The following is a 21,548-nucleotide window of genomic DNA, read 5'->3' as shown; positions in this document are numbered from 1 at the left end:
CCCCCATGGACCACGCTGCGGCCCATGCCGGCCGCATGCTGAAAGGCAGGCGACGATGACCGATGAGATGCTCCGCGCCCCGGCCGAGACGAAGTACGCCGAGGAACTGGACTGGCTGGAGTCGATCGACGACGGGCCCAAGCCGTTCGCGTGGCGGCTCAGCCCGAAGATGGTGCGGCTGTTCGTGCTCGGGTCGGAGCGGTCGGACGGCCTGGACCGGGAGATTCCGCAGAAGTGGTTCGGTGACCGCAGCTTCGTCGAGCGCAGCATCGTGACGCTGGCGTCCGACCGGGGCCTGCTGCTGATCGGCGACCCGGGCACCGGGAAGAGCTGGCTCGCCGAGCTGCTGTCCGCCGCGATCTGCCGGAACTCGACGCTGGTCGTGCAGGGCACGGCGGGCACCACCGAGGATCACATCAAGTACTCGTGGAACGTCTCCATGGTGATCGCCAAGGGGCAGTCCCGGGCGTCGATGATCCCTTCGCCGATCATGACGGCGATGGAGTCGGGGGTGATCGGCCGGTTCGAGGAGCTGACCCGCTCGACCAGCGACGTGCAGGACGCGCTGATCTCGATCCTGTCGGAGAAGTACGTGTCGATCCCCGAGCTCGACGACGACAACATCGTGTTCGCCCAGCCCGGATTCTCGATCATCGCGACGGCCAACAGCCGGGACCGGGGCGTCAACGACCTGTCGTCGGCGCTGAAGCGGCGGTTCAACTTCGTCCGCATCCCGGTGGTGACGAACAAGCGCAGCGAGGCGGAGATCGTCCGGTTCCGCACGTCGGAGCTGCTCCGCCGGCATCAGATCGAGCTGGAGCTGCCGCCGACGCTGCTGGACGTCCTGCTGCAGAGCTTCGCCGACCTGCGCGCCGCGGCCGCGTCCGCCACGAGCGACGACGAGAAGCTCGAGTCGGCGCTGTCGACGGCCGAGCAGATCGGTGTTCTGGAGGACGCCATCCTGCACAGCCAGTTCTTCGGTGACCGGACACTGCGGCCGGAGACGCTCGGCAGCTCCCTCGTCGGGTCGCTGGCGCGCCGCACCCCCGAGGACCTCGCCATCCTGAACAAGTTCTGGCACGGCGTCATCGAGCCGCGCAGCAAGAAGGACGGGGAGGACGGGCCATGGCAGGGGTTCCTGGAGGGCGGCCGCGACGCGATCTCGACCCTGTCGTGAGCGAGCCGACCGCACCCGCGGGTGTCTTCGGGGAGCTTCGGGACCAGCTGACGGGCGCCGCGCACGCGTTCGGCGGGGACGCGGTGTCGACCATCCTTTCGGGGCTGGTGGACGACGTCGACCGGGCGCTGCGGGAGGAGCTGGAGATCTTCCCGGTGTGCCATCATTCGCCGGCGTCGGCGCTGGCGATGGCGCGGCGGCTGCACGACAAGCGGCCGTCCGTCATCTACCTGGAGTTGTGCGAGGATCTGGCGCCGCTCCTCAATGAGCTGCGGAACTGCCGGCTGCCGGTGGCGTTGCAGGCGTTCGCGACCGAGCTGGACGGTTTTCCGGCGGCGTGGTCGCCGCTCAGCGTCGTCGCTCCGGTCACCGAGGCTTCGGCGGAGTACCAGGCCATCTCCTACGCGCTCGACACCCCCGGGGTCGAGCTGGTTCTCGTCGACCGCTCCACCGACCACGTCTTCCAGTGGGACCGGCGCGAGGACACCGAGGACACCGAGGACACCGAGCACACCGAGCACACCGAGGGCGACGCTGACGACGCCGGGAAGTCCGGCGGCGAGGCGGACGGCGAGGGGGCGCTGCACGGGGATTCCGTGGGCGTCGAGCTCGGTGACCTGCGTCCCCGGTTCGCCGAGCTGGAAGCGCATCTGCTGCATCACGGGAAGGTCCGGCACTGGTCGGAATGGTGGGACCAGTACGTCGAGCAGCCCCTCACCGGCGCCGGCTACGACACGTACCGGCAGGTCATGGTGCTGATCGGCAGCCTGTTCCGGCGGCTGCGGCCGAGCGGTGACAGGCGGCACGAGCTGGACGAGAACCGTGAGCGCTACATGTGGACGCGGATGCGCGAGCACCTGGCGGCGACCGGGACCGACCCGTCCGAATGCCTGTACGTCTGCGGGGCGTTCCATGCGGCCAGCCATGTCGAGCAGTTCGGGCTGGCGTCGGACGCGGAACCCTTCGAGATCACGCCCCGCACGTCCACACGCTGGCAGTACGGGCTGATCCCGTCCAGCCATTCGGCGATCGAGGCGCAGTTCGGGCTGGCGTCGGGTTCGGTGTCGATCGCGGCGGCGACGTGGGCGAAGGCCGTGAAACGGAGCGGCGTGAAGCCGTTCCGCCTCGACGGCCGGAAAGGCGCCGCGAAGCCGGCCGGGAGCAAGCAGCCGCCCAAGGGCCGCAAGCCGGTCGCCCCCGGCGAGGACCCGCCGGCCACGGACCGGCTGTCGGGGTTCCTGGCGAGCCCGCCCGCGCTGGACGACCTCGACGAGGCGGAGTTGCTCGGCTGGTGCGTCGACATCGTCCGGCTGGCGCGGCGCAACGGGTACATGGCGAGCACGGCCGACGCCATCGCCGTGTTCGAGACGTCCGTCCTGCTCGCGGGGATGCGGGGGCGGGCGCGCCCGACGCCGTACGACTTCCAGGACGCGGCGATCACCTGCATCGAGAAGGACGCGGTGCCGGGCCGCCGGGACGTGCGGCGGCTGTGCGAGATACTCCTCGGCGGCGACCGTATCGGCCAGGTCGGCTACGAGTCGCTGCCGCCGCTGGCCCGCGACGTCCTCGACCGGCTCGCTCCGCTGGGTCTCGACCTGGAGAAACGCACGATCCAGCGGGCCCTGCTCGATCTGAACGCCGACCCGCACCTGGTGCCGTGCTCGGAGCTGCTGTGGGTGCTGCGGCGGCTGCTGCCGGACGACACGGTCAGGCCGATCATGGGTTCGCGCAAGCTCGGCGAGCGGTCGATCCAGGAGAGCTGGGACCTCGCGATCGGCCGCAACCAGCGGGCGCTCGTCGAGCTGGGCTACGAGGGCGTCACCGTCGAGCAGGTGCTGGAGCAGCGGCTCCGCCGGGCGGTGTGGGATCCGAAGGCCACGGCCGCCATCGCGTTGCAGGCGGTCGAGGACGCCATCCTGTACCTGGGCGGACGCCGGTTCGTCGACGAGCTGGGCGCGCGGGCGGTGGAGCTGCTGGCCGCCGAACGGACCGTGGACGACGCGCCGGAGGTGCTGCGGCGGGTACGGCGGCTCCTGGCGCACTACCGGGCGACCGAGCCGGAACTGCCCGGTTGGTGCCAGTCGTTCGTCACGGCCGGGTACGCGCACTACTGCACGCTGCTGCCGACCGCGTTCCTGGACGAGGACACCGGTGTCCGGCAGGTCGCGGCGATGCTGGGCTTCCTGTTCGGGATGGAGAGCCTGGCCCTGTCGCTGGGCTGCGACCACGCCCAGCTCGAACTGGCCGTGAAGCAGTCGCATCCGGAGGCGCCGGCCAAGGTGGCGCTGCTGTGGGCGGCGATGTCGCAGCTCGGCCTGATGCCGCTCGCGGAGCTGCGGGAACGATGCGACGAGCTGCTGGCCAACCCGCTCGTCATCCCCGCGTTCCCGCACTACATGAGCGGGTTCGTCCAGGCGCTGGAGCCGGCGCCGACGCTGGCGCCGCTGGTGGTGGAGGTGATGTCGAAGGCGTTCGCGCGGCTGCCCGACTCCGTCCTGCTGCCGTGGCTGCCGCAGCTGATCACGACGCTGCGCAAGCATGCGCGGGAACTGGTCCCGGTGCTCGTCCGGGAGGCGGCGCGCACGTTCCCGGCCACGCTGGACGGTGTGGATTCGTGGGTGCCGCCGTGGGAGAGGTCCACCGCCGCACCGCCGGCGGCCCCCGCCGCGTCCGGCCCCGTCTCGGCCCTGCTGGCCGGGAACCCTGCCGCATGCGACGCGGTGGCGGCGCTGCTGGGCCTTCCCGCCGAGTGGGCCGCGTCCACCGGGCCTGGTGACGAGGAGGTGAACGCACTGCTCGGACGCCACCCCACGGCCGCCGACGCCGTGGCGGCACTGCTCACCGTCTGAACCGCCAAGCCCTCCTCGCCCTTCTCCCGCCGACCGAAGCCGGAGGGAAGGGCGGGGAGCCGCGGTAACGGCCGGTAACGGCCAAATCCGAGCAGGGCATGACGGAACCAGGTTCTCGGCGGGGGCATCCGATTCTGCGGCGGCCGGTCGATGGTTTCTGCGCACCCGCGTTCGCGGCAAGGCGGCGGCTACCGCTGTCCGTCGTCCGCCGTGCTCCCGTGGAAGGTGCCGCTTTGCCGCCAAAGCTTCTGAAGCCGCCGAAACTGCCGAAGCCATTGAAGCTGCCGAAGTCGACCAGGTCACGTGCTCTGGCGGCGGCGGGAGGGTTCCTCGCGGCTCTCCTACTGGTCTTCGGGGTGATCCGGGCATGCGGCGATGGCGGCTCGGACGCCGGGCCGCTTCCGCTGCCGGACGGGGAGAAGCAGCCGAAGGCGGTCTCGTTCAGCGACAAGGCGATGTGGAATGAGCACAGGCTCGGGATGTCCGAGGTCGCCGGTGTCGAACTGCGCGGTGATGTCGCGATCGTGGCCGGGGAGGTCGGTCTCGGTTCGGCGCGCCTAGCCGTCGTCGACGTCCGGACCGGGGCGCCGCGCTGGACCGTGGACGCCGGGTCCCCGCTGAGCAGCGGCGGCGGCGCCGTCGCCCGTCAAGGCAGCGGCTACCGGGCGAAGTACATGCGGAGCGTCACGGGAAACCCGGCCGTGTACGGCGAGGGTGACGACTGGACGGTCCTCGTCCAGTACACGGTGGGCCGGCAGAGGGATGAGACGGAGATCGGCGTGGCGGCCCTGTCGGGTGAGGACGGCGCCGTCCGGTGGAAGCATGCCCTCGTCCGGCCGCGTTCCGGTGCCAAGGGCGACGGCGACCGCGACCAGGAGACCCGGGTGCTCGCCGCAGATGCGCGGGTCGCCCTGGTGAGCGTGGAGGCGGAGGAGGGCGTCGATCCGAGGACCATCGCGCTGGACGCGGCGACGGGCCGGAAGCTGTGGGAGCACGAGGGCGGCTGGGCGTACCGCTTCGCCGGCGACCTGGTGCTCGGTGAGACGCGGGGTGACAGACCCCCGTCGGAGACGTGGGGGGACGAACGAAAGGGCGCGGACGTTTTCGCGCTGGACGTGAAAACCGGCAAGAAGCGGTGGGATCTGAGCGGGGCGTTCGACAGTTCCCATCTGGACGCGGTGGCCGGCGGTACGGCCGTCGTCAACGTGAGGAAGACGGATCCGACCGAGTTGTACCCGGACCTGCAGACGATCGTGCTCGACGCCGCCACCGGCCGCGAGATCCCCGCGGAGGGCGAAGGCGACGAGGGCGGCGGCGCGGCGCCGTACGAACGCCTTTTCGGCTGCGTCGATGACGGCCGGACCCTGATCGCGTGCCCGGGTTCCGACGGGCGGCTGGTGACGATCCGTTCCGGGCCGGGCGCGCAACGGTTCACCGCGGAGAGACCGCCGTTCGACGAGAGGACGACGCCCCACGTCGACATGGTCTGGCAGGACCGGATCTTCGTTCACGCATCGCCCGACGGGGACCGTCCCGCACGGCGCGCCGTGGTCGACCGGGCGGGGAACCGGATCGGCTCCGCGCCGCCCGGCGAGGTCGCCGCGGTGTCGGAGAAGGCCATCGCGTTCCGGGCGCCCCGGCAAGGGTCGTCGTCCTCGTCCAGGGTGGACGGGCTCGTCGTCCACGCGGCGGCCGCCGGCGCGAAACCACCCGGGCCGCGGCCGGGAAGGCCGTCGCTGAAGCCGCCCCGGATCGACGCGGCACCGCTGTGGACGGGTCACACCACCGAGGCCCCCGCGCCCGCCTCGGCATCGAAGTCGGCGAAGGACACGGGCCTGAGGTCGGTGCAGAGCATCCGGCTGGCCGGCGACGCGATCGTCTACACCGGCCGGGATGCCGGGGACCGCGACCTCGGCAAGCTGGTCGTCGCGGATGCCGGGACCGGGAAGGTGCGGTGGTCCGTCCGGAAGGACGCGTCCCTCGGCGGCGGCGCCGAGGCGAACATCACCGGCGTCCCCCACATTGTCGACACGGGTGAGAAGCGGCTGGCACTCGTCGAGTACTCGGGGCCCGGTGACGAGGAGGGCGTCGCGGCGCTCTCCCTCAAGGACGGAAGCGTCCAGTGGAAGAAACGGACAACGGGCTCGGACAGCCACGCGATCCTGAGAGCGGCCGACGGCAAGACGTTCGCGGTCGACGTGTCGAGATACGGCGGTTCCGCGAACTCGGAAGAGATGATCGTCCACGCGACAGGGACGGGGAAGGAACTGTGGCGCAAGCGCGGGGTGGAGCCGGAGAGCGTCGGAGCCGGTCTCGTCCTCGCCGCCGAGCTCGGCCCCGTCGAGGACGGGCGGCGGGAGCGGCGCGACCTCATCGCGTACGGGGCCTCGGACGGTGAGCGGCGCTGGCGGCTCGGCGACCGGTACCGCGAGCCGGAACTGCTGCACGACGAGGGCGGCAGAACGATCGTCGTCGGAACCGAGGACGGCGGGGCCGTCCTCGACCGGGCCACCGGACGCGAACTGGCCAGGACCTCTACGCCCCTCGCCCGATGCGACGGGGACGGCGACACGCTCATCGTGTGCCGAGGGGGGCCGGACAGGCAGGGAAGGGATGCCGGTGACCGCGCGGTGACGATCCAGACCCGCGGCGGCGCCACGAAGATCAACGACCTGCTGGAGACGGGGTTCCTCACCCGCTACGGGGCGATCGGGGACTGGTTCGTCGCCGTCCGGCCGGCCAGGACCGGGGCCCGCACCGAGGCCGAGCGGTTCCTGCTTCTCGACGGGGAGGGCCGGTTGATCTCCGACGACTTGCCGGGAAGGCCCAGGGCGATCGGCGGCGGTTTCGCGGTCCTGACCTCGTCCAAGATCGTTTACGCGCTCGGCGGCAGCGGCGCGGCGACCTTCAGCGTCCACCGTGTCCGCGAGTGAGCGGGCGAGGATGAGGGTCCGGCACGGATCGCGGACCCGGCGTGGGCTCGGGCCAGGGCTCGGGAAGAATTCGCGCCGGTTCTTTCCGGTGCCCTGCGATCCGGGCGGGATGCGAGTCCGAAGTAATGGCCGGGCGAATTTCTTCGCGGCTTTCTCCGCGACGACCCACTTTTTAGTTTATCGGTCAACTTTCGAACCGCTGAACCGAGTCCGTCGTTCTGGATCGTTTCGCGCGCAGGATCCGGACGTGTTCCCCGTGTGCGCCGACGCTCTGCCGGACGGGTTCGCCGTGCTCCGCGTCCGCCGCACCGTGGGCCCGTCCGGCCCTGGATGGCCTGGTCAGGCGGGAGGTGATCGCCGCCCGCCGCCCACGCGACCCGAGGCGGCGGCGGCGCCGCGTGGTGGATCACCGACGGACGGTGATGGTGCGCAGCGTGGAGCAGGGCCCTTGCATCCGCGCAAGCATCGGTGACTGGCTCATGCGCGCTGCGTAAGAGTGTGTGTTGTCTCACTTCCACGTCCGAATTCGACCAGGCCGAAGAACACATGTTCGCTTACAGCCCGACACGGAGACGTGAAGCCGAAGCCGCCATGAATGCATCAGACGCGTGGTCCGGAGCACCGGTGCTCGTACCGGCGCACGCACCCTCGCTGGAACTCGGAACTCCGTCCGCCTGGAACAACGGCAAGTCGGCCGGGCGTCTCATCGGCGAGATCGACCTCGCCGCGACGCCGGCCGCCGTGCGGCTCGCCAGGTCCTATGTCAGGGAACTCATCGGGCAGCACTTCGGTGCCGACCGGTCCGAACTCGGCGACCTCGAACTGCTGACCAGCGAGGCCGTGACGAACTCGGTGCTGCACGCCAGGCCGCGCCGGGACGGGACCGTCACGCTGTCGGTCCTGCACATCGACCGGTACGTCCGGGTCGAGGTCACCGACGGGGGCGCCGCGCCGGGCCAGCCGCGCGGGGCAGAGGAGCCGCTGCCGGTGCACGGGCGCGGTCTAGTCCTGCTGAAGGCGCTCGCCACCGACTTCGGTACCAGCCGGGGCAGGAACGGGACGGCCACCTTCTGGTTCGGGGTGGGCGTCCGGGAAGGATGGCGGCTGCCGTGACGCCGGGGCCGACGCTGAACCTGACCCGGTGGACGGAACTCCTTCTTCCGCAGGACGAGGAGGAGACCTCCGGACGGTTCAGCGGGCCGGTCCCCAGCAACGCCCGCGTCTACAACTACTACCTCGGCGGCAAGGACAACTACGCCGCCGACCGCGAACTCGCCGAATGGGCACTGCGCAGGTGCCCGGTCGTGGCGCGGCTCGTCCAGGCGAACAGGGGCTTCCTGGACCACGCCGCGGCGGTACTCGCCGGGGAGGCCGGGCTGCGGCAGTTCGTGGACATCGGCTGCGGGCTGCCCATGTCCGGCGGCATGGGCGGCATGGGCGGCGGTGTCGCCGACATCGTCCGGCGGGCCGACCCGTCCTGCCGGGTCGCCTACGTCGACAACGACCCGATGGTGGTCGCGCACGCGCGGGCTCTGCTCGCCGTGGACGCGGCCACCGCCGCGTTCGAGGCGGACGTCCGTGACCCCGCCGCGCTGCTCGCCGACCCGGGGCTTCGGCGGCTGATCGACTTCACCGAGCCCGTCGGGGTCCTGCTGACCGGCGTGCTCGACGCCATCGCCGACGAGGACGACCCGCGCGGCATCGTGGACGCGCTGGTGGACGCCCTGCCGCCCGGCAGCCACGTGGTGATCACCCACACGGAGCGGACACCGGAGCTGGAACCGGTCGCCGGGCTGCCGCAGAACCCCGCCCTGCCGTTCTGGCCGCGGAGCCGGGACGCGATCATCGAGATCTGCGGGAGCCTGGAGACGGCGGCGCCCTACCCGGCCGCCCTGCCGCTTCCGCACGCCGTGCACACCACGGGCCCGGTGCCGCTGATCGGCTGCATCGGGCGCACGCCCGCCCGCGAACCGGGATGACGGCCCGCCATGCCCTCCGCACCGTCCGCGACGCTCGCCCCCCTCGGTGACGGGACGGACACATCCGCAGATCGTCCGCACCCGATACCCGGTGTTTCGCTACGATCGAAACGTCAACAAGTGCCACATCTAGGGCGAGTGATGACAGCGGACGGTGAGCCGAAGTCCCTCTCCGAGATCACCAAGGGCATGGGGCTCAACATGTCCGACGTGGCGGCCTTCTCCGGGCTGGACGAGAGCACGGTCTTCCGGCTGTGGGACAACCCCGAATGGCTCGACCGGGTCACCGGGCGGTCCCTTCAGAGCCTCATGTCGTCCGTCCCCGGAATCGCCGAGTACTCGATGGCGCACGCCGTCCGGAAAAGGCGCGACGGGCTCGTCGGCGACCTGCACGGCGAAGGGCTCACCGTCGACCTGACCGCCCTGGAGCGTTCGGACATCGCGCAGCAGTACCTGCTCAACGCCCTTGAGGCGGCGCTGCACATCGTGCGCGGCGAGGCGACGCAGAAGACCTCGTCCTTCATCGCCCGGTTCTGGGGACGCGACCAGGACCGCGCGCTCGAGACGCTCTACTCCACCCGGCCCGGCAGCGGCCTGCTGAAGGACCCGCAGGCGCTCTTCGACTCGTCGATCGACCTGGCCCCCCGGCTGAACCGCAAGACCTACTCGTTCCACTCGATCCTGGCGCTCAACATCCTCACGCACCAGGTCAGCAAGGTGACCGGGGCCCTGGAGGCCGACCTGGGCTTCGAGGTCCCGGGACGGCAGACCGCGTTCATGATGCGCGGCGTCGTCATGGGCTCCCTCATCAGTTCCAACGACATCGAGCTCGCGGAGAGGTACCGCAAGGAGCTCGACGCCACGCCCGTGTACGCGGCGCTGGAGGAATGGTCGTTCCCGACCTACACCAGAGACGGCCGTATCAGCAGCGACTTCACTTTGCCGAGCTCCCTGTCGCTGCGCAATACGGCCACCGAGGTGCTGCGCGAGATAGCGGTGTACAACGACGCCTACGTGTACTACCTGGTGTCGACGTACATCCCGCTGGCACTGAAACGGGATCCCGCGTTCGGGGGAAAGATCACCGAGCTCATCCAGGCGATCGAGCTGCGCGGGGCCGAATGCCAGGACCGAAGGATCAGACAGACCTGCAACACTCTGGTGCGGCGGCTCAAGGGCATCGCCTGAACCAGGTCTTGGAGAATGGGGAGCCGGTGGAGGACACGGCGCAAGCCATCGCGAATCTGACACGGGAGAGATGGGAGGCCAACGCACAGTACTGGGTGAAGATCATCCGAGAGCGCCGCGACCGGTACCGGACCGACCTCACCGACGGCGCCGTCCTCGACGCCGTCGGTTCCTGCGAGGGACTGCGCGTCCTGGACGCCGGCTGCGGCGAGGGATACCTGGCCCGCACGCTCGCCTCCCAGGGAGCCGATGTCACCGGCGTCGACGTCTCCCAAGGGCTGATCGACGCGGCCGCCGCGCATCCGTCCCCGGACGGAACGGCCACGTTCACCCGCGCCGGCGTCGAGGATCTGCCGTTCGAGGACGCCGCTTTCGACCTCGTCGTCTGCAACCACCTGTTCAGCCACCTGCAGGACCCGACCGGCGCGTTCGGCGAGTTCTCCCGGGTCCTGAAGAGCGGCGGACGCCTGGTCCTGCTGACGCTCCACCCGTGCTTCTACGTGGAGAACTCCGAGCAGGGCGCGATGAACAGCGTCCCGGCGTCGCAGTACTTCGCCTCCCGCGGGATCGACCAGCGGTTCCTGGTGGACGGCCTGGAATCCCCTTCGATGATCACATCGTGGCTCCGGCCGCTGGAGTTCTACGCTGGAACGCTCCGAGACTCCGGTTTCGTCATCGCGGACCTGCGCGAGCCGCACCCGACGGAACAGCAGATGCGGGACGACCCCTGGTGGCGCAAGGGCTTCCCGACGGCGCTGTTCATGCTCCTGATCGCGGAGCGCCGCTGAGCCGCCGGTGACGCGGCGTCACCCGGCGAACCTGCGAGAGCGTGCCTTATCGTCGTCCGCATGGACGACACGTCACCGGAGCCGGTGCCGCCGGACTCGGCGCCGCCGGATCTGGCCGGGCACCCGGACAGGCTGCGGTGGAACGCCAAGTACGGGGACGCTCCGGCGTTGTCGCCCGTCCATCCGCTGGCGGAGCGGGCGCTGTCGCTCGGCCTGCCGGACGGCGGGGTGCTCGATCTCGCGTCCGGCCCGTCCGGCAGTGCCCTGCTCGCCGCCGGGGCCGGCCGGGACGTCACCGCCGTGGACGTCTCCGAGGTCGCCCTCGAACGGCTCGGCGCGGAGGCACGGCGGCGCGGGCTCGCGTCGCTGATCACGCTCGTCCAGGCGGATCTGAGCGGCTGGCGGCCACCACCGCCCGGATACGCGCTGGTGCTGTGCACCGGGTTCTGGGACCGGGCCGTGTTCGGGCGCGCGGCCGGGGCGGTCCTGCCGGGCGGGCTGCTGGCCTGGGAGGCCTTCACCGAGGACGCCCGCCGCGACCGGCCCGGCCTGCCCGCCGAATGGTGCCTGGGGCCCGGAGAACCCGCCTCGCTCCTGCCGGACGGCTTCACCGTCCTCCAGCCCCCACCCACCTCGGCCACCGGCAAACGCGGTCTGCTCGCCCGCCTCGGCGCCTGAACACGGTCGCCTGAACACGGTCGCCTGAACACGATCGCCTGAACACGATCGCCTGAACACGATCGCGCCTGCATGCGATCAGGCCTTAGTCGAGATCCACGACGACGGGGGCGTGGTCGGACGGGCCCTTCCCCTTGCGCGCCTCACGGTCGACGTAGGCGGAGCGGACACGCCCGGCGACGGCCTCGTTCGCGTAGAACAGGTCGATGCGCATGCCCATGTTCTTGTGGAACATTCCGGCCCGGTAGTCCCAGTACGTGTACGGGTGCGGTCCCTTCATGGGGGTCGGCACCACGTCGTGGAGGCCCAGATCCAGGAGGTCGGCGAGAGCCTGGCGTTCGGCCGGGGTGACGTGGGTGGAGTCGGCGAACACGGCCGGGTCCCACACGTCCTCGTCCGCGGGCGCCACGTTGTAGTCGCCGCACGCGGCCAGCGGCAGGCCCCGGGCCAGTTCGTCCGCCAGTGCCTCGCGGAGCGCCGCGAACCAGTCGAGTTTGTAGAGGTAGTGGGCGGAGCCGGGCGTGCGGCCGTTCGGCGCGTACAGGGACCACACCCGCACCCCGCCGCACGTCGCACCGATCGCGCGGGCCTCCGGCGTCAGCAGGACGGGCTCGGTCAGCTTCGTCTGGCTCTCCGCCTCCCCCTCGTACACGGGCTGTCCGGGAAAGCCGTTGGACACGTCCTCGATGCCGACCCTCGACAGGACGGCCACGCCGTTCCAGCGGCCGTCCCCGTGCGCCGCGGTGGCGTAGCCGAGTTCCTCCACTTCGGCGGCCGGGAACATGTCGGCGCGGCACTTGGTCTCCTGGAGGCACACGACGTCCGGCTCCGCCTCGTCCAGCCAGGACAGCAGACGCGGCAGGCGGGCCTTGACCGAGTTGACGTTCCATGTCGCGAGGCGCATCCCTCCAGATTGCCATTCGGCGGCGTTCACCGGCGCGGGCCGGGCGACGCGGCGGGCATCGGACGGCCGGTACATTGCAGGTGGGCCCGGTTACGCGCCGGACATTGTCACGCAGTGCCGCGTGACCGGTAGATTGCAGGTCGACCTGTCCCCCGCCAGACGGTGCCGCACAGGCCCGTGTGACCGGTGGATCGCGTCGGCCCGCCTTTCCGCAGGGCGCCACACCCGGCCGGGATGACCGGTAGATTGCGGGTCGGCCTCCTTTGCGCGGTTTTCACGCTGTGCTTAGCCCGGCCCTGGAAGGGTGGTCACGTTCGTGATGTCGTCAAACCCGGAGCAAGTGAGGAAACATGTCCGAGGATGACAAGCCCGGGGGCGAGCCGGCGATCAAGGCGAAGGCGAAGATCCCGAACGCCAAGAGCATCCGCAGCCCGGAATTCACCCCGCACGGCATCAGCGCCGGGCGCGGCAGCGGGCTCAACCGGCCGTCCGCGCTGACCGCCAAGCAGGCGCGCCGGCGGCGGATACTGGTGATCGTCACACTGGTCGTGGTCGGGGCGCTGCTCGGGGGCTTCATCTGGTGGTGGATCACCCGTCCGCCGCCCGAGATCGAGGTGACGGGCAAGTTCGCCTCCGAGCCCTCGGTGAAGATCCCCACCGATCTCGCGCCCGGCGGCAAGCGCAAGGTGACCACCCCGATGAAGGGCGATGGAACCAAGATCACCAAGGGCGACATCGTGTACGCCCAGTACGTCTTCTACCAGTGGTCCAAGGACAGCGACGAAGAGGACGGCTCCAAGAAGAGCAAGAGCAAGAAGCTCGCCTCCTCCTACGAGCAGGAGTCGCAGGGGCGGCCGACCCAGCCGCTCACCATCGGCGACAGCGGCATCAAGGGCTTCGACGAGGGCATGATCGGCCAGACGTCCGGCAGCCGTGTCGTGCTGCAGATCCCCCCGTCCCAGGGCTTCGGTCAACAGGGCTCGCAGCTCGGGCTCACCAAGTCCGACTGGGTGGTGTTCGTCGTGGACGTCCAGGCCGTCGTCCACAAGAACCAGGGACCGCAGGGCACGAAGAAGGAACTCGACGACGACAAACTGCCCAAGGTCGAGGACAAGGGCGCCGGCAAGGCGCCCGAGGTGAAGATCCCCGACACGAAGGCCCCGGAGAAGCTGCAGGTCAAGACCCTCGTGGAGGGCAACGGCCCGGCGCTGGCCAAGGGCGAGGACGCGGTCGTCAACTACCAGGGGACGATCTGGGACAGCGGCAAGGAGTTCGACTCCAGCTGGAAGTCCGGATCGCCGGCCAAGTTCCCGATCGGCACCGGCAAGACCGTCCCCGGCTTCGACAAGGGCCTCACCGGCGCGAAGGTCGGCAGCCGCGTGCTGCTCGTCCTGCCGCCGAAGGAGGGGTACGGCAAGGACGGCATGCCGCCGGACATCAAGGGCGACGACACCCTCGTGTTCGTCGTGGACATCCTCGCCAAGATCAAGAAGTGAGGCGGGCGCGGCACGGCGGCGCATGAGAGCGAGAGCGGCGGGGTACCCGGTCGGGGCCCTGCCGCTCGGCGTTTCACAAGTCCGCATTGCGACGTCCGTCACGACAACCGGACCGGCGCATTGCCCGTCCTCTTATCGGGAAGCCATGGGAGTGGTGCATTGGGCGTCCCACGGCACCGGATCCCCTCAGGTATCGTCGGTGACGCAATAATCACGGGGGGCTTGTGAGCAACGGCAGAAAGGGTCCGGAGGGCGAGGAGCCCACCGGTCCGGGCGAGGTGGACCAGCACGAGACCGAGACCGGGCCACCGGCCGGCGGAGACGGTCCCACGACCACCACACTGACCGTCGACGCCGAAGAATCCGCTCAGGACGCAGAATTCGGCCACGAGGAAGACATATCCGATAACGACGGAAAAGATCCCTCGGTCGCCGTCTCGGACGAGGACGAGAGCGAATCTCCCACCACCGATAAGCCCGCGAGCGGCACCTCTGACGAGCCCGAGAACGAAGCCCCGGACGAGCCCGCGAGTGACTCCGCGAATCAGTCCCCGGACGACTCCCCCAACGACTCCGCGGGCGACTCTCCGGCGGGCGACTCTCCGGCGGGCGACTCTCCGGCGGGCGACTCTCCGGCGGACGGCCCTCCTGTGGACGGCCCTCCTGTGGACGGCTCTGCCGGGGGCGAAGCCGACAAGGCGGCGTCCGAAAGTGTCGGAGGGGCGGTCGGCGGTGATACCAAGAGCATGCCGGCCACCTCGTCCACGCCCTCCTCGTCCAGCCGGGGAGGGCCGCCCGGACGCGGGTCCGGTGGCGGTGACGGAGACGGTGACGGCAAGGGGGCGGGCAAGCCCCGGAGCCGCCGGTCGCGGTTCCTGCGCCGGACGCTGTTCCTGCTGCTCGGCTTCATCGGGTTCTGCGTCGCCGCGTTCGCCGTCGCCTACCTGTTCACTCCGGTGCCGTCGCCGCTGGAGAAGGCGGTCGCGCAAGGGCCGACGTTCTACTACTCCGACGGCAAGACGCAGATCGCGAAGACCGGCGTCAACCGGGACGCCGTCGACCTGGACCGCATCCCCGAGAGCACCCGCAACGCGGTGATCGCGGCGGAGAACGGCAGCTTCTACGACGACCCGGGCGTGTCGGTACAGGGCACGACGCGGGCCTTCTGGTCCACGGTGACCGGCCGGCAACTGCAGGGCGGCTCGACGATCACGCAGCAGATGGTCCGCAACTACTACGGCGGCATCGGCAAGGAACGTTCGATCACCCGCAAGCTCAAGGAGATCATGGTCGCCCTGAAGGTCGACCAGGAGAAGCCCAAGGACTGGATCCTCGAGCAGTACCTCAACACCATCTACTTCGGACGCAACGCCTACGGGGTGCAGTCGGCCGCCCAGGCCTACTACGACAAGGACGTCTCGGAGCTGACGCCCGCGGAGGGCGCCTACCTCGCCGCCGCGATCCAGCAGCCGAGCAACTTCGCCGACCCGACCGGTCCCGACCGCGCCATCGCCGAGCAGCGGTGGAACGCCGTCCTCGGCAACATGGTGCGGGACGGCCACCTGGCCTCCGGCGACGCGGCGTCGATGACGTTCCCCACCCCGGTCAAGCAGAAGATCACCGACGTCCTCAAAGGCCAGAAGGGCTACATGGTCAACGTGGCCAAGAAGGAGCTCACCGAGCGCCGCGGCTACAGCGAGGACGAGATCAACCGCAGCGGGCTGAAGATCACCACGACGTTCGACAAGCGGCTGATGGACGCGATGAAGCGGGCGGTGGAGCAGCACGAGCCGGAGGGGATGAGCAAGAAGATCCGGACGGGGGCCGTGTCGGTCGACCCGTCCACCGGGCAGGTCATGGCGTTCTACGGCGGCCGCGGCTACCTGGAGGAGGCGCTGAGCAGTTCCTTCGGCGACTGGGCGCAGGCCGGGTCCGGTTTCAAGCCGATCGCGCTGGCCGCCGCGCTGGAGAGCGGGGAGACGCTCAGTTCGACCTATGACGGCGGTTCACCGCAGTACTTCGACGGTTCGTCCATCAAGAACGACGGCGGCCGGAGCTTCGGGTCGGTGAACCTCGTCACCGCCACCCAGAACTCGATCAACACCGCGTACGTGAACCTCGGCCAGGACATCGGCAACGAGAAGATCGTCGAGATGGCCGAGAAGATGGGCATCCCGAAGTCGCAGATGAAGCCGGAGCAGCGCGCCGCCGCCACGTTCCCGCTCGGCATCGTGTCGCTGCATCCCGTCCAGCAGGCCGGCGTGTTCGCGACGTTCGCGTCGGAGGGCACGTACCGGGAGCCGTTCGTCGTCAAGTCCGTCACCGACAACGAGAACCACAAGCGCACGTTCACCGAGAAGGGCGAGCGGGCGCTCGGCAAGCAGAACGCGCGGGACGCCACGTACGCGATGGAGCAGGTCGTCCGGGGCGGCACCGGCACCGGCGCGCAGCTGCCCGACGGCCGCGACGTCGCCGGCAAGACCGGCACCACCGACAAGGGCCGCGCGATCTGGTTCAACGGCTTCATCCCGCAGATGGCCACGTCGGTCGCGATGTTCCGCAGCGACGGCAAGCCCCTGGAGATCCCCGGCTACGGCGCGTACGGCGGGGCGCTGCCCGCCCAGGTCTGGCGCTCGTACACGAGCGACGCCGTGGACATCAAGGACTTCGAGCCGAAGTCGTTCGGGTCTCCGTCGATCACGCCGGGCGGCGGCTGGAACGGCCCCTCGGACGGCGGTGGACCGGACGAGACGGCGCCGCCCACGACCCGCCCGGAGGAGCCGCCGTCGACCGAAGGACCCGACGAGCCGGAGATCCCGACACCGCCGACCGGGCTGCCGACGGTCATCCCGACCGAGCCCGGCGGGGGCGGCGGCGGTGACGACGGCGATCCCGGCGGAGGTGACGGCGGAGGCGGCGGTGACGGCGGAGGCGGTGACGGCGGCGGAACCGGTCCCGGCGGGGACGGCTGACCGGCGCTAGTCGCAGGCCTTGCCGATCCGGGCCGGTGTCTCCTTCATCACGGTGTTGAGCTGGGCCATGTCGCCGCCGCCGACGGCCGGCGCGGCGGCGCGGAGCCGGCCCGCCTCGGTCTTCAGTGCCTTCTTCAGGTCGTCGTCGTCGGCCTTCTCCGCCAGGGCGTCGAGGCGTCCGGCGAGCTTGTCGGTCGCCTGCCGCCACTGCGCCGGATCCGACGCCGGAACGCTCCTGACCTGGGTGATGTACTGCTGGAACGCCTTCTTCGTGTCGATGCACACCTCGCCGGGGCCGCCGCCCAGCGTCCCGCATCCGCCCAGCAGGCCGGACGCGCCGAGCGCCACCACGCCGCCGGCCAGCGCCCGAACCACCCCGTACCGCATCGCACCCTCCCACTCGTTCCCCCGGACCCGGGTCCGTTGATCCCGGACGGTTTCCGCACATACTTCCGCACCGGGTCATGAGCGCCTCAAGCCCCGCCTTGCCGCGGTGCTCGCCCGTTCCCCCATCACGCCTGCTGTGACGCCCGCCGACGGGGTCCGGGTTCGCGCGGTTCACGCATTATCGGCGCGGACGTCCCGGTGCCGCCGCGGAACGGCGGCCGCGTCCCCGCGCCGGCCTCGGCGACACGTCCGGCACCGCCCTCGCCGAGCTGACAGCGCGCTGACCTGCGGAGTCTCACGCGCGGTCAGGTGATTATGCTCTTTGGTCCTGTTCGCCCATGTAGCGTAGGCAGTCGCGCGGGGACGAGCACGGAAGAAACAGGGGGTGGCGACCGTGGCCGACGCGTGGCGACCCACGTCGGAACTGGAGCACCGACTGCAGGAGACCGTACGGGCCGGGGACCAGGAGAGCTATTTCCGCCTGATCGCGGACAGCGAGCTCGTCATCCCCGTCCCGCCCGACCTGGTAAACGGCATGCTCTCGGGCCGCACGCAGGCGTCCTGGCCGACCCAGGAAGAGGACGGCCGGGTCCATGTGCTGGTTTACACGTCGGCATCGGCGATGCGCGCCTGCCTCGGCCCGGCCTACCAGCACTTCATGACCGTCCGGTTCGGCGAGATCGCCGAGACGTGGCCCGACAACCGCTGGTGGCTGGCCATCGACGCGCCCGCCCACGGTGTCGGGACCGCGCTGCCCATCGAGGCGCGGCTGCCGTCCTGGTTCGTCCGCCAGGTGGCGCAGGGCGACGGCCGCCCGCCCCAGGTCGGCCGCGCGTCCGCCCCCTGGGAGGAACTCCGCGACCAGCACCGCGACCTCCCCCGCGAGTCGCCCCGGCAGGAGTTCCAGCCCGCCAACGACGTCGAACGCGAGCTGCTCCGGGCGGCCGCCAACAACGACCACGACCTCTTCCTGCAGACCCTCGCGGCCACCGACGTGCTGCTGCCCGTCCCGGACGACACCGACTACACGATGCGACCGGGCCGTCCGGGGTTCCCCTGGCAGACCAGGGACGTCGACGGCTCCACCGTCGTCCCGGTGTTCACCTCACCCGAACGTCTCATCGAGGCGGCCCGCGCCACCGGGGCCGGCACCGAGTACATCAAGCTGCCGTTCACCGTCGCGCTGCGCTACTGGCCGAACCACGACTGGCTGCTGGCCATCAACTCCGGCTCCCCCGCCGGCGGCACCGTCCTCGCCCAGCAGCTCCCCGGCCTCGCCACCTGGGCCGACCAGCGCGCCGCGCAGCGCATGACGGATGGTTTCGAGCCGCAGAACGACGTCGAGCAGCGCCTCTTCGACACCGCCCGCCGCCGCGACACCGACGGCTTCTTCAAGATTCTCCTCGGTGCCCAGGTCCTCGTCCCCGCCGACCCCGACACCCCCTGGGGCATCGCCCCCGGCGACCCCGGTTTCCCGTGGCGGCCCGTTCCCGTCCACGGCCGCACGGCCATCCAGATCTTCACGTCCCTCAAGTGGATGAACGAGGCCATCGGCTCCTCCCGCTTCATCATGCCGACCCTCCTGGACATGGTCGCCGCCTGGCCGGACACCGAGTGGACCCTCGCCATCAACCCGGGGACGCCCATCGACGCGGCCATGCCCGGCGACAAGGTCCGCTCCCTGGGCGACCTCCCGCGTCCGGAGGAGCCCGCGACACCGCCGGCCGCGTCCACGCCCTCGGACACGCCGCCGGACACGCCCGCCGTCCCCGCGACGCCGCCGGCCGCGTCCACGCCGCCTCCCCCGGACACGCCCGCCGTCCCCGTGGCGCCGCCGGTCCCCGTGGCGCCCGCCGTCCCGTCCGAGCCCGACACGCCTGCCCGGGACGCACCGGGCGCCCACGCCGGTCCGCCGACCCCGGCCCCGGCCGGCCGCGAGGACGACCGCCAACCATCGGCACCCGGCTCACCTCTGGAAGCCGCACAAGGGGGCGCCGGAGCATCGGCGTTCGACACCTCAGACCCACTCGGAGCCCCGGGCGGCCGCGCGGACATGAGCGCCCCCGGCGGACCTCATCCAGGACGCAGACCGACGTGGGAGGACGATGTAGCCGCGTCCGACACCCCGGGCGCACCGGCCGGACCTGGCGCGCAGGGGAATCCGGGCGTGTTCGGCGACCCCGGCGAGACGGCATCGGACGAGCACGCAGGCGGCCCCGCCGCCGGCGAGGCCGCCCCGGGCGAAACCGTCCCCGGCCAAACCGCGCGGCCTGGCGCGGGTGCACCGAGCTTCCCGGCCGACACGCCAGGGAGCGACACTGCCGAGGCCGGACGTGAGCCCACCCCGCCCGACTCCCCCGGTGAACCCGCAACGCCCGGCTTGAGCGCCGCCGGTGGCCCCGAACCCACCGCACACCATCCCGGCCCGGCGCCCGACGCCGTCCGGCCTCCGCAGGGCGCACACGCGGCGCCCGGCATGCCGGACGCACCCCGCGACCCCCACAGCGCCTCACCGGAGACCGGCCCGCAGGGCGGCGACACCGCTGGGCCCGGACCGGCCGGCCAGGACGGCTTCGCCGCGTTCGACGCTCCCGGTCCGGCGGCCGGCCCCGGCCTGCCGGTCGCGGCCGGCACGGAAAGCGGCCAGGACGCGCCGGGTGAACGGCCGCTGCGGGCGTTGGACGAGCCGGAGCCGGCGTTCGAGCCGGGCAACCGGATCGACCAGGAGCTCCACGAGGCGGCCCTGAGCGGCGACTCGGACGCGTTCCTGCGCGTCCTGCTGAACGCGAACGTCCTCGTGCCGATTCCGGACGACGCGCCCCTTGAGGTGACGCCCGTCCAGCGGGAGTTCCGGTGGGACGCGGCGCTGCGGACGGAGTCGGCGGTGCAGGTGTTCACGTCGCTGGTCCGGTTGCGCGAGGTGCTGCCGGAGTCCCGGTTCGTGTACGCCGACTTCCGGGAGCTGATCGGCGCGTGGCCCCGCGAAGACTGGATGATGCTGCTCAACCCGGGAACGCGCATCGGAGCGTCGCTGCGCGGCGACCAGGTGCGGGCGCTCAGCGAATGGGCGGTTCGGGTCGGGCTCGTCCAGGCGCGGCCGGAGGTGCCGCTGCCGCCGCCGCGGCCCGAGCCGGCGCCGCAGATGCCGCCCGACCTCGACGACCGCGTGTCGTCGCCGTCCATCATGCAGAAGGTCGTGCCGCACGAGCATGTCGCGTGGTATCTGGAGCAGGGCTACGACCGGGTCGGCGGGTTCGTCCACTCGACGGGCGATGTGGCGGAGTTGCAGACACCGGTCCAGCTGTACGAGGCGCTGGGGCTTCTATACGAGGGCTCTTCGTTCTCACCCGGCGATGAGGGCGTCTACGTCATCCGGTGGCCCGCCTACTGCCCCGACCTGTACCGGATCCCTTTCGGCGGCCGGGACGAGGAGGAGAGGGCCACCTGGGGCGAGGCCGGCTGGGTGATCGAGCGGCCGCCGTTCACGGGAAGCGGCTTCGCGCCCGGAAGCGCCGGTTCCATCCGCGAGTACAAGGTGGACAGCGTCCGCCTGCCGTACGGGGCGGAGATGTACGTCCTCGGGCGCGACCGGTCCGAACGGTTCGTCGCCATGTACGACCCCGACCGGCTCGCCTGGCTGCGGCCGGACGCGAACGCCGACGCATGGGACGGGCGGACGGAGGCCACGCAGTGATCCGGGACGGGTACGTCGCGCGGTGGCTCGGCCGCGACTTCGAGGCCGCGCCGGGCGCCGACGGTGAGATCAGGCTGTACGCGCCGGGGCCGACGGACGGGTTCGAGGAACTGCGTCCCGGACGCTACCGCCGCATCGTCCCCGCGTCCGAAGTCGAGGACCTCCGCTACGTCCGGACGACGTGCCGCTGGCGCGGCGAACGGTTCGTCATCGTCGGCGAGCATGAAACATGGCTGCGGGTCGAATACACCGGCGGACGGGCCCCGGTCGCGGAGAACCTCGGGCTCGACCGCATCGACCAGGGCATCTGGCAGACATGGGCTCCCGGGTCGGAGGTCGAGGACGTCCGCGAGGAGTTGATCTGATGACTCACGGGGTTGATTTGGCTCGCGGATCCGTGTTGGCATGATTCCCGAGGGGACCCCTCGGGTAGTTGCGGGCACAGCGTTCAAAGGCGATGCGACGGAGGTGCTGCGGCAGTGATCTGCCGATCAGCGGTGAAA

Annotated in this window: 14 protein-coding genes; 12 read left to right on the top strand and 2 right to left on the bottom strand. The window is 71.0% G+C overall.

Translation table 11 applies throughout. From position 1 onward, the window contains the following. The first annotated feature begins 55 nt into the window (after positions 1-55). The 8 genes from ACGFK0_RS05985 to ACGFK0_RS05950 all read left to right on the top strand — a co-directional run bounded on the left by ACGFK0_RS05985 (position 56) and on the right by ACGFK0_RS05950 (position 11,592). Positions 56-1,177, top strand: a complete 1,122-nt coding sequence (locus ACGFK0_RS05985; RefSeq protein WP_392900835.1) for an AAA family ATPase — start codon at positions 56-58, stop codon at positions 1,175-1,177. After that, positions 1,126-4,026 carry a DUF5682 family protein gene (locus ACGFK0_RS05980; protein ID WP_392900832.1) on the top strand — a complete coding sequence of 967 codons (2,901 nt, stop codon included), beginning with the start codon at positions 1,126-1,128 and terminating at the stop codon, positions 4,024-4,026. Before ACGFK0_RS05985 ends, ACGFK0_RS05980 begins: the two co-directional genes overlap by 52 nt. A gap of 275 nt (positions 4,027-4,301) precedes the next feature. Then, positions 4,302-6,959: a PQQ-binding-like beta-propeller repeat protein gene (locus ACGFK0_RS05975; RefSeq protein ID WP_392900828.1), complete on the top strand. Its 2,658-nt coding sequence runs from the start codon at positions 4,302-4,304 to the stop codon at positions 6,957-6,959. Between the two features lie 624 nt (positions 6,960-7,583). Continuing rightward, positions 7,584-8,072, top strand: coding sequence for an ATP-binding protein (locus ACGFK0_RS05970; protein WP_392900824.1), 489 nt, complete (start codon positions 7,584-7,586; stop codon positions 8,070-8,072). Further along, positions 8,069-8,938 (top strand): SAM-dependent methyltransferase, encoded by an 870-nt coding sequence (locus ACGFK0_RS05965; RefSeq protein WP_392900821.1) that lies wholly within the window; start codon positions 8,069-8,071, stop codon positions 8,936-8,938. The genes ACGFK0_RS05970 and ACGFK0_RS05965 overlap by 4 nt, the downstream gene beginning before the upstream one ends. A 141-nt stretch (positions 8,939-9,079) precedes the next feature. Further along, complete coding sequence (locus tag ACGFK0_RS05960; RefSeq protein WP_392900817.1) at positions 9,080-10,126, top strand: hypothetical protein; 1,047 nt, start codon at positions 9,080-9,082, stop codon at positions 10,124-10,126. Positions 10,127-10,152: 26 nt separating this feature from the next. Then, positions 10,153-10,914, top strand: coding sequence for a class I SAM-dependent methyltransferase (locus tag ACGFK0_RS05955; protein WP_392900814.1), 762 nt, complete (start codon positions 10,153-10,155; stop codon positions 10,912-10,914). Between the two features lie 60 nt (positions 10,915-10,974). Next, positions 10,975-11,592 (top strand): methyltransferase domain-containing protein, encoded by a 618-nt coding sequence (locus tag ACGFK0_RS05950; RefSeq protein WP_392900811.1) that lies wholly within the window; start codon positions 10,975-10,977, stop codon positions 11,590-11,592. A gap of 85 nt (positions 11,593-11,677) precedes the next feature. Here the strand turns inward: ACGFK0_RS05950 and ACGFK0_RS05945 are convergent, their stop codons facing one another. Next, positions 11,678-12,496: an exodeoxyribonuclease III gene (locus ACGFK0_RS05945; RefSeq protein ID WP_392900808.1), complete on the bottom strand. Its 819-nt coding sequence runs from the start codon at positions 12,494-12,496 to the stop codon at positions 11,678-11,680. Positions 12,497-12,846: 350 nt separating this feature from the next. On the opposite strand from ACGFK0_RS05945, the gene ACGFK0_RS05940 reads away from it, so the two are divergent. Beyond that, positions 12,847-13,992: an FKBP-type peptidyl-prolyl cis-trans isomerase gene (locus ACGFK0_RS05940; protein ID WP_392900805.1), complete on the top strand. Its 1,146-nt coding sequence runs from the start codon at positions 12,847-12,849 to the stop codon at positions 13,990-13,992. A gap of 224 nt (positions 13,993-14,216) precedes the next feature. Next, positions 14,217-16,964: a transglycosylase domain-containing protein gene (locus tag ACGFK0_RS05935; protein ID WP_392900802.1), complete on the top strand. Its 2,748-nt coding sequence runs from the start codon at positions 14,217-14,219 to the stop codon at positions 16,962-16,964. Positions 16,965-16,970: 6 nt separating this feature from the next. Here the strand turns inward: ACGFK0_RS05935 and ACGFK0_RS05930 are convergent, their stop codons facing one another. Then, entirely contained in the window at positions 16,971-17,351 is a 381-nt protein-coding gene (locus tag ACGFK0_RS05930; RefSeq protein ID WP_392900799.1) for a hypothetical protein, read from the bottom strand. Positions 17,352-17,736: 385 nt separating this feature from the next. On the opposite strand from ACGFK0_RS05930, the gene ACGFK0_RS05925 reads away from it, so the two are divergent. Next, positions 17,737-21,045 carry an SseB family protein gene (locus ACGFK0_RS05925; RefSeq protein ID WP_392900796.1) on the top strand — a complete coding sequence of 1,103 codons (3,309 nt, stop codon included), beginning with the start codon at positions 17,737-17,739 and terminating at the stop codon, positions 21,043-21,045. Then, positions 21,042-21,410 (top strand): hypothetical protein, encoded by a 369-nt coding sequence (locus tag ACGFK0_RS05920; RefSeq protein WP_392900793.1) that lies wholly within the window; start codon positions 21,042-21,044, stop codon positions 21,408-21,410. Before ACGFK0_RS05925 ends, ACGFK0_RS05920 begins: the two co-directional genes overlap by 4 nt. The last annotated feature ends 138 nt before the right edge of the window (positions 21,411-21,548 follow it).

This window comes from Spirillospora sp. NPDC048823 (assembly GCF_043198445.1).
Lineage (GTDB): Bacteria > Actinomycetota > Actinomycetes > Streptosporangiales > Streptosporangiaceae > Spirillospora.
The sequence above is the reverse complement of the archived record's forward strand: the minus strand, read 5'-3'. Positions and strand labels throughout refer to the sequence as shown.